Source organism: Pseudomonas sp. KNUC1026 (assembly GCF_021650705.1).
Lineage (GTDB): Bacteria > Pseudomonadota > Gammaproteobacteria > Pseudomonadales > Pseudomonadaceae > Aquipseudomonas.
This window is the reverse complement of the sequence record NZ_CP087138.1, coordinates 3798537-3812518: the sequence shown is the minus strand read 5'-3', so window position 1 is coordinate 3812518 and position 13982 is coordinate 3798537. Positions and strand designations below refer to the sequence as shown.

Sequence of the window (13982 nt, the reverse complement as noted above, 5' to 3'; positions counted from 1 at the left end):
TCACGCCTGCTGGGTTTTGCGCAGCGCCACCAGGATCTGCGCAACCCTGGGCTTGCGCTCGGGCCAGTGATGCTCGAACAGTTCGGCGGGGTTTGCGTGCCCGCTCAGCGCCTTCAGCCGCCGTAACCAGGCTGCCCGCTTCGCCGCCTGAGTGGGTGACGCGTAAAGGATTTGACTGACGAACACTCGAAGATCGGCCTCACTGCACTCGCTCAGGCATTCGGCCCGCTTGATGGCCCCGGGTATCGCCAGGCAGCCCTGAAAGCCTGGCAGGTCCTCGACATGCCGCCACGCCAGCACGTCTTCGAGAATGCCCTCGGCAGAGCGGTCTGCGCCCGGCTCGGGGTAATAGAGCAGGTCGGTGGCTTTGGGGTGCTGCGAGGCGTAGGCGAACTGGGTGATCCAGGCCAGGTGCTCCTCGTTGTCCTGGGTGCGGTGTTCGAGGATGCAGGTGATCAGGTCGAGGAATTGGGTGTGGGTGTAGTGTTCTAGGCGTTTGTGCATGATGTGGGAGCGCCGAGGGCAATCGTAGCTTCAGAGAAAAATTTTTGAAGTTGAACGAACGGCACAGTAGGTTGGGTTGTTTACGAGAGCAAACCGAATATGAAATCAGGTTGTGAGCTCATTTTTTTTGAGGTTTCAATTTGTTTCTATTGAAAATTTTCTGGTAAAGCAAAGGCTAATTATCGATTTCTGGACTGGGGGATTTTGTGGCCTGGTAGCCGTAAGCAAAAAGACTGGTGTGAAACACAATTATTTTTTCATGATATTGCTTATCTATTACAGAAAAGTTCTGGGCAGTCGTTGAGTGCCGCCAGCCTAGGGGCCAGCGGCTGGCGAGCTCAGCTTTCTTGGGACTGTCAGATTTTTTGTGTGCGGGCGGTTAACGCCCGTCACCTGACGGACAGTGAAATCACCAGGTTGGCCTGGTAAAGCGATCTTCATACAGGATCGCAAATTGATTCATCGCACTTTTCCAGTCATGCGCAGCCTTGCCCCAGTTGGCGGTGATGTTTCGCAGTCCCAGCCAGATCAGCTTGGTCGCCGCTTCGTCATTCGGGAAGTGCCCGCGCGTCTTGATGATCTTGCGCAACTGGGCGTTGATGCTCTCGATGGCGTTGGTGGTGTAGACCACCTTGCGTATTGCCTGCGGGAACACGAAGAACGGGATCACGCGATCCCAAGCCCGCCGCCACGCGGCAACAACCGTCGGATACTGCTTGCCCCAGGGCCCAGCCTCGAAGTCGTTCAATGCCTGCTCGGCGGCCTCGGCATTGAGTGCCTGATAAATCGGCTTCAGAGCTTTGGCCAGCCCTTTGCGTTTGTCCCAGGAGGCGTATTCAAGGCTATTGCGGATCAGGTGGACGATGCAGGTTTGCAGAGTCGTTTCAGGGTAAACAGCCGCCAGTGCTTCCGGCATGCCCCTGAGTCCGTCCGTGACGGCAATCAGCACATCCTCAACGCCTCGGTTGCGCAAGTCGTTGAACACTTTCAACCAAAACTTCGCACCCTCGGTGTTCTCGATCCAGATACCCAGAATGTCACGGGTGCCGTCCGGCAAAACGCCCAGCGCCAAGTAGATCGCCTTGTTGCGGACCACACCTTCATCGCGGATCTTCACCCGCAAGGCATCGAAGAAAATGACCGGATACATCGGCTCCAGAGGCCGCTGTTGCCATGCACCCACTTCTTCCATCACGGCGTCAGTAACAGAACTGATGAAGTCATGAGAGACGTCCGTGCCGTACTGCTCCAGCAGAAACGCACGGATCTCGCGTACCGTCATGCCACGGGCATACATGGCGATGATCTTGTCGTCGAACCCTGTGAAGCGGCGCTCATGCTTGGGAATCAGGATGGGCGCGAAACTGCCGTCGCGATCGCGGGGAATGTCCAGCTTGAGCGGGCCATCGTCAGTCAGCACTGTCTTGCCGCTGGTGCCGTTGCGCTGGTTATCGGTGCCTTCCGGGCGCGTCTCGCCGGACGCATAGCCCAAGTGATAGCCAAGCTCCGCACCCAGTGCGCGCTCGACCAACGCCTTCTTGAAGGCCATCGAGATGTCCTGGATCGCCTCAGCTGTCATCGGGCCTTTGACGAACTGTTCGACCAGGTCTTTGGGGATCTCTGGGAGGTCTTTTCTGGCCTTGCCGGCCGGGGTCTTTTTGCTTGGCATGTCATGCACCTTAAACGCATGTGATGCCCGAACACAAAATTACTGATAGTCCCGCTTTCTTTGAAGCCTGGAAGGTTATTGGTTGCTCGCCATTGCTTCACCTCGTTGACTACACCTGATGGGGTATTGTCTTCGCCTGCTATGGGATAAAAAATCAGATCCCAGCTGCGGGGGTGTTGTGTCACTTCTCCGAAATGTATGGCCCAGCGCTCATGCTCTTTTTCGCTGGTCGTATTCATTTCAAAATGTCTTGGACAAATTTCAGAAATTCTCCCTCTGTGTAGTCTTCGAGCTTCTTATTCATTGCCTTCTCCTGTTTTTTTATGGATCTTAACGTGAGCTTTCGGAGTTAGTATTGTCAGGTTTTCCAGGTTCTGTACGTAATTGGCAGAAACCCAGCCAAACCCACACCGCAGGTCAGTTGCCGTAGAGTCTCCCGCCATCCAGGGAAAGGAATCCTCTGATGGCCAGTCGATACGATATCTCAGATGAAGCTTGGGATTTGGTAGCGGATCTTTCATAGGCGCGCAGCGCAAAGGCCGCTCCCGCCGTGATGACCGACCATGACACTGAGGCAGCACTGCGACTGCTCTCGAATGCAACCCGTCATTCCCCTGCGGATCATGAAGCGCAAGCCTAAACCGGGCTTGCCTCGCCTGTTCGACAAGCCCAAATACGCGCAACGGAGCATCATTCGAGCGGATGTTCGGGTGGCTAAAAGACAACCGCAGAATTGGTACACGGTACGACAAGCTGGCGGAGAGCTTTGCCGCTATGGTTTCGCTGGCGTGTCGTTGCGGTGTTTAAAACAGTTGGTTTCGTACAGAGCCTAATACAGAAAGGTTCTGGGCTGCCGCTGAGTGCCGCCAGCCAGACGACTGGCGGCCGCCGGGCTCAGTTTTCTTTGAAGCCTGAAAGGTTATTTTCGGCTCTCCATTTCTTTATGTAAGCGACAATGCCGGTGGGGGTGTTTTCAATTCCATCAATGTAGCGGAAAATTAGGTCCCATCCGCGGGGGTGTTGTACAAGCTCAGCAAAGTCCCCCATCCATTCCTGATGTTCTCTGTCGCTCTCAGTGTTCATTTCATATATGTCTGTGACAAATTTTAAAAATTCGTTTTCGGTATAGTCTTCCAGTTTTCTACTCACGTGTCTTTTCTCTCGTTTTTTATGTTCAAGTACATGCTGCTTAGGTGTGAGTATCACTAAGTTGCTAAGATCGTAAACTCCGCCTCCGTGCTTTATAGGTACCCTGTGGTGTATTTCATAAGCTTTCCTTTTGCCTGCCGTCTCATCGTAGCTCACTGACGGAGCTGCTCCCCTAGCCATCCGTTTCAGATCAGCAGTCGTAAACGCCTTGGATAACTCAGGGTGGCTAGCTGTCAGTTCGCCATATCGCTTGGCGAAAGGTATCGAATGAACTGTATGTTTTTCCTAAAAGCAGCTCCTCGATTTGCAGTGGTATCCGTGCCCCTTCGTCAACTGCTGCGGCCATCCAGCCTGGTCCTGCTTCTAGCCCATGCCCGGTAACCACCCCTGGCAAATACCGCGGACTCACATACATCACATAAATCGGCGCCATCCCGCTGTCTACCGGGAAGATGATGATCAGGTCATCGATCTCCACCGGTTCGGCGACGGGCAACTCAAGCACCTGCAATTCGACCGGCTCTACAGCAGGCCCTTCGTAGGCTTCAGGCTCTACCGTTTCTGCTGGCAAGGCAGTGGAGGGGTCTGGCGGGTTGACCGCTGGTGTCCACAACAGGGTGCGCGGTGGTTGCTCAGCGGTTTGCGCGGTGTAGTTGCCAGTGGCAGGGTCATGTGTGGCGTGCACCACCTTGACCGTCGCCGGCACCGTTGCCGTCGGCTTGAACGCTGCCAAAGCGACCTTGTCGCTGTCCTCACCAATGGCGGCGGCGGTCAGGCGCAGTGGCACTTCAGCTGCGCGCTGGGCCTCTACCGCCTCACGTGCCTCGGTCAGGCGCTGCGCCAGCTCTGGTGCCAGCAGTTCCAGCGGGAAGCTGGTAACCACGGGCTTGGCGGTGAGTGTAGGAGCCTCCAGCTTTGAGGGATATAACAACGCCGTAACACCGAGCATCAGACCACTGCCGGTACCTGCAGCCGCCGATGCTGCCCAGCCAGCAGCACTACGCAGGCTGGCCACGAACGCTTCGCTACCGCCCGCAATGATGGGGTAAAGGCGGGTTGCATCGAGAACCATGGGGCGAGCAGCCGCCAATGCAGCGGGCAACCTGTGCGCAGTGCCGGATGTCGCCTGGATGTTTTCCTGCTGACGGGCTTCATTCTCGGCCTGCTGACGAGCCTCATTCTCGGCAGCTTGCTGCGCAGCCAATTTCTGTTCATCTTCAAGCCGCTGTTGCTCGGCCTGTGCGCGAAGCTGAACGGCGTAGAGCTTTTCGTTGAGTTCATCTACTGACGCCGTCAACAGCTTGATATCCAGCGCTGCCCGAAGGTACTGCATGTCCTGGAGACGTTTGGAGCTGTTTATACGGCTTTCAATTCGCGGAACTTTTGTTTCGATCAGTTGCTTGATAATTTCCTGCTGTTGTTGAAGTCTCTCCGATTCGGTGGCTGGGGGTGTCAGGGAAGAAAGTTTTTCGGCTATTTCTCGATCCAGCTCCACAGGAAGTGCTGCTATTTTTCTTGTATTCTGCCTCTGCCAGCTCATGGCCAAGAGGTGCAGGTTTTCATTGCTAACTCCCGGCTTTCGGAGCGAATTCAATGCACTTGCGTCAAGTTCGAATGTGAATTTTCCTTTCACACTCGCTTGGAAGTGCTGGATCTCCTGGCTTGCAGAGCCAATACCTGTTCCCGAGCCGATTACCAATCCTTTGCTAGGTTTGAGGTCGTTGCCGGTAGTAACCATTATGTTTTTTAGTTCGGATTGTGCCACTGTGTGCGCCCGTAATTAATTAATCTCGATAGTTAAGCTCGCTGGCCAGCGGTCGAGAAATTTAATCGCGTGCGGTGAAGTGTTCAATATTGGTTTTGTATTGAAATGTCTAAGTTGTATGCGGGGTTAAAAAAGCAGATAATTTTGTATCTATTGATTTCTTTTTTGTGCAGTTCGTAGTTTCGTCCAGGCCGCTCAAGCATTGCACTCGAACGGCCCAGTATTAAAAATTACAGCGCTGGCGGCACCTTCCCGCTCTGCGCCTTCAAAATATCCCGAATATCAGTCAACAACACTTCCTCCTTGCTCGGCGCCGGCGGCAGTGTAGGCGCCTTGGCCTCTTCACGCTTGAGCTTGTTGATCGCCTTCACGCCCACGAAGATCGCAAACGCGACGATGATGAAGTCGACGATAGTCTGAATGAACTTGCCATAGGCCAGCACCACTGCCGGGGCGGTGCCTTCGGCCGGCCGTAGCGTGACGGCAAGGTCGGTGAAGTTGATGCCGCCGATCAGCAGCCCCAGCGGCGGCATGATGATGTCGCCGACGAACGATGAAACGATCTTGCCGAACGCCGCGCCGATGATGATACCCACGGCCAGGTCGACCACGTTGCCTTTGACCGCGAAGGCCTTGAACTCTTGAAGAAAGCTCATGCTTTTACCCCCAGTAACAAAATTTAGTGTGCACGCAGTGTAATCCACGCGGTAACGCATTGCGCTGCGCCACTTGAAGTGACACAGCCTGGCCTCAATAGTTTGCTTCGATCAAGCGCCGTGCTTGACCGGTTAGCGGGTTATCATGGCGCCCTTTTGCGAAAAAAACGGAGGCGGGCATGGCCAAGGCCAAGCGCATGTACGGCTGCACCGAGTGTGGCGCGACCTTTCCCAAGTGGGCGGGGCAGTGTGGCGAGTGCGGTGCCTGGAACACCCTGGTCGAAACCTTGGTGGAAACACCCCAGCTGCCGCCAGTGGCCGCAGCGGCTGGGCTGGCGAGCAGGCGCAGCTCAAGACGCTGGCTGAGGTCAGCATCGAGGAGATCCCGCGTTTCAGCACCGCCTCGGCCGAGCTCGACCGCGTGCTTGGCGGCGGCCTGGTCGACGGCTCGGTGGTGCTGATCGGTGGCGACCCCGGCATCGGCAAGTCCACCATCCTGTTGCAAACCCTCTGCGCCATGGCGGCGCGCATGCCGGCGCTGTACGTCACTGGTGAGGAATCCCAGCAGCAGGTGGCCATGCGCGCACGCCGGCTGGGCCTGCCGCAAGACAAGCTCAAGGTGATGACCGAAACCTCCATCGAGCAGATCATCGCCACCGCTCGCCATGAAAAACCCAAGGTGATGGTGATCGACTCGATCCAGACCATCTTCACCGAGCAGTTGCAGTCTGCCCCGGGCGGGGTGGCGCAGGTGCGCGAGAGCACGGCGCTGCTGGTGCGTTTTGCCAAGCAAACGGGCACGGCGATCTTTCTGGTGGGCCACGTCACCAAGGAAGGTTCGCTCGCCGGCCCGCGTGTGCTGGAGCACATGGTCGATACGGTGCTGTATTTCGAGGGCGAGTCCGATGGGCGCCTGCGCTTGCTGCGCGCGGTGAAGAACCGCTTCGGGGCGGTGAACGAGCTGGGCGTGTTCGGGATGACCGACCGCGGCCTGAAGGAAGTGTCCAACCCATCGGCGATTTTCCTGAGCCGGGCGCAGGAAGAGATTGCCGGCAGCGTGGTGATGGCCACCTGGGAAGGTACGCGCCCGATGCTGGTGGAGGTGCAGGCGCTGGTGGACGACAGCCACCTGGCCAACCCCCGGCGCGTGACCCTGGGCCTGGACCAGAACCGCCTGGCCATGCTGCTGGCGGTGCTGCACCGCCATGGCGGCATTCCCACCCATGACCAGGACGTGTTCCTCAACGTTGTGGGCGGGGTCAAGGTGCTGGAAACCGCTTCCGACCTGGCGCTGATGGCGGCGGTGATGTCCAGCTTGCGCAACCGCCCGCTGCCGCACGGGCTGCTGGTGTTTGGCGAGGTCGGCCTGTCGGGTGAAGTCCGGCCGGTGCCCAGTGGCCAGGAGCGCCTCAAGGAGGCGGCCAAGCATGGCTTCAAGCGCGCCATCGTGCCTCAGGCCAATGCGCCCAAGGAAGCGCCTCCCGGTTTGCAGATCGTCGCTGTCACGCGTCTGGAACAGGCGCTTGACGCATTGTTCGAATAACCTGTTCATCTTTTGCCAACGCCAGGAGCCACCATGAGCCAACGCCCCCTCATCAAAGCCGTGATCTTCGACATGGACGGCCTGCTGCTCGATACCGAGGGCATCTACACCGAAGTGATGCAGATCATCGCCGGGCGCTACGGCAAGACTTTCGGCTGGGAACACAAACAGCACATCATCGGCCGCGGCTCCCGTGACCTTGCCACCTACGTGGTGGAGAACATCGGGCTGCCGATTTCGGTGGATGAGTTTCTGGAGATGCGCAAGCCGCTGATGGTGGAGCGCTTTCCTTCCGCGCTGGGCATGGCCGGAGCGGAGGCGCTGGTGCGCCACCTCAAGGCGCACAACGTGCCGGTGGCCGTGGGGACCAGCTCATCGAGCGGCTATTTCGAGCTTAAAACAGCGCAGCACAAAGAGTGGTTTTCGCTGTTCGACACCATCGTCACCGCCGACGACCCTGAAGTCGCTGCTGCCAAGCCTGCACCGGACATCTTCCTCACCGCTGCCCGGCGCATGGGTGTCGCGCCGGCCGACTGCCTGGTGTTCGAGGATTCACCCTTTGGTGTGACGGCAGCGAAGGCTGCGGGCATGTATGCCCTGGCGGTGCCGGATTCGGCGATGGACCCGGAGAAATACACCCACGCCGATGGCAGGTTGGAGAGTTTGCTGGCGTTCGAGCCCGAGCAGTGGGGGTTGCCGGCGTTCGATTAAGGGGCCGGGGCCAGCAACGCCCCCAACTCCCGCTCCAGCTCTGCAGGGTCGCCCAGGTTGAGCTCCACCAGCCGGCGCAGGTGGGTGGCCGACTCGATGTCGATCTGTGTGCATTGAAACCCAAGGTGCTCGCCCTCGTTATGGGCGAGCGTCACTTCCATTTTCACCACTGCCTGGTTACCCAGGTCGACCTGGGCGCCGAATGGCTGGCTGGCGTCGCCGGCCCAGTCATCGGGCCGCTGCACCAGCAGCCCCTTGAGCGAAATGTCCAGCAGATGCACTGCCCAGGTGGCACCGCCCTGGGCGAGCAGGGTGGGCTTGTCAAAACCGATGCGGGTGAAACGACGGCGTTCTTGGCTCATGTAAAACACTCCTTGGCGTCGGCTGACTATAGCCCAGTTGCATGGCGGCCGTGGGAACCCTGCGCGAGCCGCTCTAGACCAACGTGGGGATGAGATTTCCCTTGAGTCTGGCTAGACTCAGGGCGTGGTCCTCGAAAACCCATCTGCCGGATAAAAATAACTATGAAAAACACAGCAAGCCCAGCCCGCCATTTGCCATGGCTCGTGCTGGCGGTGATAGGAGCCTGTGCCCTTGGCGTGGTCGCGTTGCGCCGGGGTGAATCGATCAATGCCTTGTGGATCGTGGTTGCAGCGGTCTCGCTGTACCTGGTCGCGTACCGCTATTACAGCCTGTTCATCGCCAACAAGGTGATGCAGCTCGACCCACGCCGGGCAACGCCTGCCGTGGTCAACAACGACGGGCTCGACTACGTGCCCACCAACAAACACATTCTCTTCGGCCACCACTTCGCGGCCATCGCGGGCGCAGGGCCGCTGGTCGGGCCTGTGCTGGCGGCGCAGATGGGATATCTGCCCGGCACCTTGTGGCTGATCGCCGGCGTGGTTTTCGCCGGTGCCGTGCAGGACTTCGTGGTGCTGTTCCTTTCCACTCGCCGCAACGGCCGCTCGCTGGGCGACATGGTGCGCGAGGAGATGGGCCAGATCCCCGGTACCATCGCGCTGTTCGGTTGCTTCCTGATCATGATCATCATCCTGGCGGTGCTGGCGCTGATCGTGGTCAAGGCACTGGCCGAAAGCCCGTGGGGCGTGTTCACAGTGATGGCGACCATCCCGATCGCGGTGTTCATGGGCGTCTACATGCGCTACATCCGCCCCGGCCGCATCGGCGAAATCTCGTTGATCGGCGTGGTGCTGTTGCTGCTGTCGATCTACCTGGGCGGCCAGGTCGCCGCGGACCCCACCTGGGCCAAGGCCTTCACCTTCACCGGCGTGCAGATCACCTGGATGCTGATCGGCTACGGCTTTGTGGCCGCAGTGCTGCCGGTGTGGCTGATCCTCGCCCCGCGTGACTACCTCTCCACCTTCCTCAAGATCGGCACCATCATCGCCCTGGCGATCGGCATCCTGATCACCATGCCGGAGCTGAAAATGCCGGCGCTCACCCAGTTCACCGACGGCACAGGGCCGGTGTGGAAGGGCACGCTGTTCCCGTTCCTGTTCATCACCATCGCCTGTGGTGCAGTGTCGGGTTTCCACGCGCTGATTTCCTCGGGCACCACGCCCAAGCTGCTGGATAACGAAGTCAACGCGCGTTACATCGGCTACGGCGGCATGCTGATGGAGTCGTTCGTCGCAATCATGGCCATGGTGGCGGCTTCGGTCATCGAACCAGGCGTATACTTCGCCATGAACAGCCCAGCGGCAGTGGTCGGCACCGATGTAACGGCGGTGGCGGCGGCGGTCAGCAACTGGGGCTTCGCTATTACTCCCGATGCCTTGCAGGCAGTAGCCAACGACATCGGCGAGCACACCATCCTGGCTCGCGCTGGTGGCGCGCCCACGCTCGCTGTCGGTATCGCGCAGATCCTCCATCAGGTGCTGCCCGGCCAGAACACCATGGCGTTCTGGTACCACTTCGCGATCCTGTTCGAAGCGCTGTTCATCCTGACTGCGGTCGATGCAGGCACACGGGCTGGCCGCTTCATGCTGCAAGACCTGCTCGGCACCTTCGTGCCCTCGCTCAAACGTACCGAGTCGTGGGGCGCCAACATGATCGGCACCGCAGGTTGCGTAGCGTTGTGGGGTTACCTGCTGTATCAGGGCGTGGTCGATCCGCTGGGTGGCATCAACACCTTGTGGCCGCTGTTCGGTATCTCCAACCAGATGCTGGCGGGTATCGCGCTGATGCTCGGCACCGTGGTGCTGATCAAGATGAAGCGCGAGCGTTATGTGTGGGTGACTCTGCTGCCGGCAGTATGGCTGCTGATCTGCACCACCACCGCAGGCCTGATCAAGTTGCTGGACCCGAACCCGGCCGTGGGCTTCCTGGCGCTGGCGCGCAAATACAGCGATGCCCTGGCCGCAGGCCAGGTGCTGGCGCCGGCCAAGAGCGCCGAGCAGATGCATCAGGTGATGGTCAATGCCTATACCAACGCCACCTTGACCGTGCTGTTCCTGATCGTGGTGTTCAGCGTACTGATCTTCGCGTTGCGCACTGGCTACAAAGCGCTGGGTCGCAAGGAGCGCACCGACAAGGAAGCCCCGTTCCAGGCCCTCGGTGGCCAACAGTGAGGAGGGCTGCACGTGTTCAATGACCTCGGCAAGCTCGGCAAATACCTGGGCCAGGCGGCCCGCCTGATGGTGGGCATGCCTGACTACGACAACTACGTGGAGCACATGCGCAACAAGCATCCCGACCTGCCTGTGATGAGCTATGAGGCGTTCTTCCGGGAACGCCAGGAAGCCCGTTACGGTGGAGGCAAAGGCTCGCCGCGCTGCTGTTGACTCCCGCTTACCCTCGCCGCGGCCAGGTGTGCTGCCCGCGGCGTTTTCTTGCCTGGAGGTTTCGTGAGCCCAATCCCGGTCACCATTCTCAGCGGCTTTCTCGGTGCAGGTAAAACCACGCTGCTGCGCTACCTGCTCAAGGCCGAGCATGGCCTGAAGCTCGCTGTCATCGAAAACGAATTCGCAGAAACCGGCATCGACACCGAGTTGCTCGGCGACGAGGCGGTGCAGGTCCTCACGCTTGCCAACGGTTGCGTGTGCTGCAGCGTCAATTCCGACCTCACCAAAGGCCTGCGCTTTCTGTTGCAGCGGCTGGACAGCGGCGCTATCCATTTCGAACGGCTAGTGATCGAATGCACCGGCCTGGCCGACCCTGCACCGGTTGCGCAGACCTTCTTCACCGACGAAGACATCCGCGAGCGTTACCTGCTCGACGGGATCGTCACGCTGGTCGATGCGGCTCACGCCGAGGAGCATTTGAAGCAGACCATCGCCCAGGCGCAGGTAGGGTTTGCCGATCGCCTGTTGGTGAGCAAGACCGACCTGGTCAGCCCTGAGGCTTTCTCAGCCTTGAGCGAACGCCTGGGGCGCATCAACCCGCGTGCACCGATCCGGGTGGTGGAACATGGCGAGGTCGACCTGCCGGAGTTGCTCGATATTCGCGGCTTCAATCTCAATGCGGATGTGGGCGCCGGCATGACCTTGCGGCCCGTGGTTAAAGGTGCAAGCCATGATCGAATCCGCAGCCTGGTATTGCGCCGCGAAGCACCGCTGGATATCGACCGCCTGAGCGAGTTCATGAACCAGTTGCTGGAAGACCATGGCCGGCAATTGCTGCGGTACAAGGGCGTGTTGAACATCGAGGGAGAAGATCGACGCCTGGTGTTCCAGGGCGTACTCAAGCTCTATGGCTTCGATTGGGACCGCGCCTGGGAGGAGGGGAAGGCGCGGGAAAGCGTGATCGTGTTCATCGGCGATGACTTGCCAGAAGAGCGAATCCGCATCGCCTTCGAGCAACTTTAGGCAAGCCAGTCAGCTTCGCGCTCCACGATATTGAGGCTCAGCCGAGTACGTGAGCCGGCGCCCGCCACTTTCAGGTAGCCGCCATTGTGCCGGTCACCTATGCCTTCCAGCGATATGCTGCGCTGGGCACCTGGCGGTTCCAGGCAGATCGGCGTTCTCCCGGTTGGCATCTTGTCGAGGGTCAGCACCTGATCGCTGTAGGCATGGCGCAGCGTCCAGAGCGGGGGCGGCACACTGATGCCTTGCTGAAGGCGAGGCACCTGGTCTGCGCAGGTGTACCAGCCAAACCCTGCGTAGGCACCCGTGCGCACATACACGCGGTACTTGCCTTGCTGATGGCGAAAGTACAGCAGGCACGCGGAGCAAGGGGCAGTGTCGAGCAGGTGAAAATCGATCAGGCCGCTGTCTCGTTCACTGTCCCATTCAGCGTCCGGCCCCATCAGCACGCCTAGTGCCTGGGATACATCGACAGTAGGGTTTCCTGCATGAGCGCCCACCGTTACCGGCAGGTCGGTGAATTCATCCATGGCACGGACGGGATGGCCATTGATCAAAAGCGTCGCGGTGAATGACATCTTGAAGTCGTTCGGCATTGGCGATTTCCTTATCGCTAGGGATGGGGTGTTTGGCAGGTCACTTGGGGGGTTGGCTCAATCGACCCGATGTTCATGGATTGTCATTGTGAAAGCCTGGGCTGGCACGCAGGCGTGATTGATCAGTACACCCCCTGAATCGATACCGATGCAGCTTATGCACGGTCGGATGGGGGCGTTTCAGGCTACGGCGCAGGCAGGCGACGGCGGAGATGGAAGGCTTTCCCAGTAAGGCGCGGGGCATAAAAAAGCCCGGCTTGATGGCCGGGCTCTTTTAGATGGTGCTATTTAGTTGCCGTATACCGGCAGTTTTTTGCAGATGTCGGCAACCTTGGCTCGAACGGCATCGATCACTGCTTCATTATTCAAGTCTTCGAGGATGTCGCAGATCCAGCCGGCCAGCTCGCGGCACTCGGTTTCCTTGAAGCCGCGGGTGGTAACGGCCGGAGTGCCGAAGCGCAGGCCCGAGGTAACGAAAGGCGAGCGCGGATCGTTGGGCACCGAGTTCTTGTTCACGGTGATGTGAGCACGGCCCAGCGCAGCGTCTGCGTCCTTGCCCGAGATGTCCTTGCTGATCAGCGACAGCAGGAACAGATGGTTCTGGGTACCGCCGGAGACCACGTCGAAGCCACGCTGGATGAACACTTCGGCCATGGCCTGGGCGTTCTTGACCACTTGCTGCTGGTACTGCTTGAACTCAGGCTGCAGCGCTTCCTTGAAGCACACGGCCTTGGCCGCGATCACGTGCTCCAGCGGGCCACCTTGAGCGCCAGGGAATACAGCAGAGTTCAGCTTCTTCTCGATGTCGGCGTTGGCCTTGGCGAGGATCAGGCCGCCGCGCGGGCCGCGCAGGGTCTTGTGGGTGGTGGTGGTGACCACGTCGGCGAACGGGATCGGGTTGGGGTAGACACCTGCAGCGACCAGGCCGGCCACGTGAGCCATGTCGACGAACAGGTAGGCGCCTACCTTGTCGGCGATGGCACGGAAGCGAGCGAAGTCCAGCACCTGGGAGTAGGCCGAGAAACCGGCGACGATCATCTTGGGCTTGTGCTCGACGGCCAGGCGCTCGACTTCGTCGTAGTCGATCAGGCCGTTGCCGTCGATGCCGTACTGCACAGCGTTGTAGAGCTTGCCGGAGGAGGACACCGAGGCACCGTGGGTCAGGTGGCCGCCGTGGGCCAGGCTCATGCCCAGGATGGTGTCGCCAGCTTGCAGCAGCGCAAGGTAAACGGCAGCGTTGGCCTGGGAGCCGGCGTGTGGCTGGACGTTCGCGTAGTCGGCGCCGAACAGCTCCTTGGCACGGTCGATGGCCAGTTGTTCAACGACGTCTACGTACTCGCAACCACCGTAGTAACGCTTGCCCGGGTAACCTTCGGCGTACTTGTTGGTCAGCGCCGAACCCTGGGCTTCCATCACTGCGGGGCTGGTGTAGTTCTCCGAGGCGATCAGCTCGATGTGCTCTTCCTGGCGGCGAGCTTCCTGTTCCATGGCGGCGAACAGGTCGGCGTCAAACTTGGCAAGGGTCAAATCACGGCTGAACATGGGCGGTCCTCGGGGATCGG

At 59.5% G+C, this 13982-nt stretch carries 12 protein-coding genes and 3 pseudogenes; 6 read left to right on the top strand and 9 right to left on the bottom strand.

Annotated features, from left to right (window positions below):
* The 3 genes and pseudogenes from LN139_RS17905 to LN139_RS17895 all read right to left on the bottom strand — a co-directional run bounded on the left by LN139_RS17905 (position 1) and on the right by LN139_RS17895 (position 2477).
* Positions 1–504 (bottom strand): bacteriocin immunity protein, encoded by a 504-nt coding sequence (locus LN139_RS17905; protein ID WP_236355439.1) that lies wholly within the window; start codon positions 502–504, stop codon positions 1–3.
* A 409-nt stretch (positions 505–913) separates the two neighbouring features.
* The gene (locus tag LN139_RS17900) at positions 914–2173 is read right to left on the bottom strand and encodes an IS256 family transposase (RefSeq protein WP_236355438.1); all 1260 of its coding nucleotides are present in this window, start codon (positions 2171–2173) and stop codon (positions 914–916) included.
* Positions 2080–2477: pseudogene (locus LN139_RS17895) on the bottom strand (bacteriocin immunity protein). Before LN139_RS17895 ends, LN139_RS17900 begins: the two are co-directional and overlap by 94 nt.
* Positions 2478–2742: 265 nt before the next feature.
* Between LN139_RS17895 and LN139_RS17890 the strand changes: the two are divergent.
* A pseudogene (locus tag LN139_RS17890) lies at positions 2743–3006 on the top strand (transposase); the annotation flags it as partial.
* A 61-nt stretch (positions 3007–3067) separates the two neighbouring features.
* Here the strand turns inward: LN139_RS17890 and LN139_RS17885 are convergent.
* The 3 genes from LN139_RS17885 to mscL all read right to left on the bottom strand — a co-directional run bounded on the left by LN139_RS17885 (position 3068) and on the right by mscL (position 5743).
* Positions 3068–3502, bottom strand: a complete 435-nt coding sequence (locus LN139_RS17885; RefSeq protein WP_329610969.1) for a bacteriocin immunity protein — start codon at positions 3500–3502, stop codon at positions 3068–3070.
* Between the two features lie 46 nt (positions 3503–3548).
* Positions 3549–5087 carry an S-type pyocin domain-containing protein gene (locus LN139_RS17880; RefSeq protein ID WP_236355436.1) on the bottom strand — a complete coding sequence of 513 codons (1539 nt, stop codon included), beginning with the start codon at positions 5085–5087 and terminating at the stop codon, positions 3549–3551.
* Between the two features lie 230 nt (positions 5088–5317).
* On the bottom strand, positions 5318–5743 hold the full coding sequence (gene mscL, locus LN139_RS17875) for a large-conductance mechanosensitive channel protein MscL (protein WP_236355435.1): 426 nt from the start codon (positions 5741–5743) through the stop codon (positions 5318–5320).
* 179 nt (positions 5744–5922) lie between these two features.
* Here mscL and radA point away from each other — a divergent pair.
* Both radA and LN139_RS17865 read left to right on the top strand, forming a co-directional pair.
* Positions 5923–7286 (top strand): annotated as a pseudogene (gene radA, locus LN139_RS17870) (DNA repair protein RadA).
* Between the two features lie 33 nt (positions 7287–7319).
* Entirely contained in the window at positions 7320–7997 is a 678-nt protein-coding gene (locus LN139_RS17865; RefSeq protein ID WP_236355434.1) for an HAD-IA family hydrolase, read from the top strand.
* On the opposite strand, the gene LN139_RS17860 is transcribed toward LN139_RS17865, so the two are convergent.
* Positions 7994–8359 (bottom strand): PilZ domain-containing protein, encoded by a 366-nt coding sequence (locus LN139_RS17860; RefSeq protein ID WP_236355433.1) that lies wholly within the window; start codon positions 8357–8359, stop codon positions 7994–7996. The genes LN139_RS17865 and LN139_RS17860 overlap by 4 nt on opposite strands.
* Positions 8360–8521: 162 nt before the next feature.
* Here LN139_RS17860 and LN139_RS17855 point away from each other — a divergent pair, with 162 nt between their 5' ends.
* From LN139_RS17855 to yjiA, 3 genes are all read left to right on the top strand, one after another.
* Positions 8522–10591 carry a carbon starvation CstA family protein gene (locus LN139_RS17855; RefSeq protein ID WP_236355432.1) on the top strand — a complete coding sequence of 690 codons (2070 nt, stop codon included), beginning with the start codon at positions 8522–8524 and terminating at the stop codon, positions 10589–10591.
* Between the two features lie 12 nt (positions 10592–10603).
* Positions 10604–10804 (top strand): YbdD/YjiX family protein, encoded by a 201-nt coding sequence (locus LN139_RS17850; RefSeq protein ID WP_236355431.1) that lies wholly within the window; start codon positions 10604–10606, stop codon positions 10802–10804.
* Positions 10805–10867: 63 nt separating this feature from the next.
* A complete protein-coding gene (gene yjiA, locus LN139_RS17845; protein WP_236355430.1) occupies positions 10868–11827 on the top strand; it encodes a GTPase in 960 nt (319 codons plus the stop codon).
* Here yjiA and LN139_RS17840 read toward each other — a convergent pair.
* The gene (locus LN139_RS17840) at positions 11824–12420 is read right to left on the bottom strand and encodes a hypothetical protein (RefSeq protein ID WP_236355429.1); all 597 of its coding nucleotides are present in this window, start codon (positions 12418–12420) and stop codon (positions 11824–11826) included. The two genes, yjiA and LN139_RS17840, sit on opposite strands and share 4 nt — an antisense overlap.
* 288 nt (positions 12421–12708) lie before the next feature.
* On the bottom strand, positions 12709–13962 hold the full coding sequence (glyA, locus tag LN139_RS17835) for a serine hydroxymethyltransferase (protein ID WP_236355428.1): 1254 nt from the start codon (positions 13960–13962) through the stop codon (positions 12709–12711).
* Between the last annotated feature and the right edge of the window lie 20 nt (positions 13963–13982).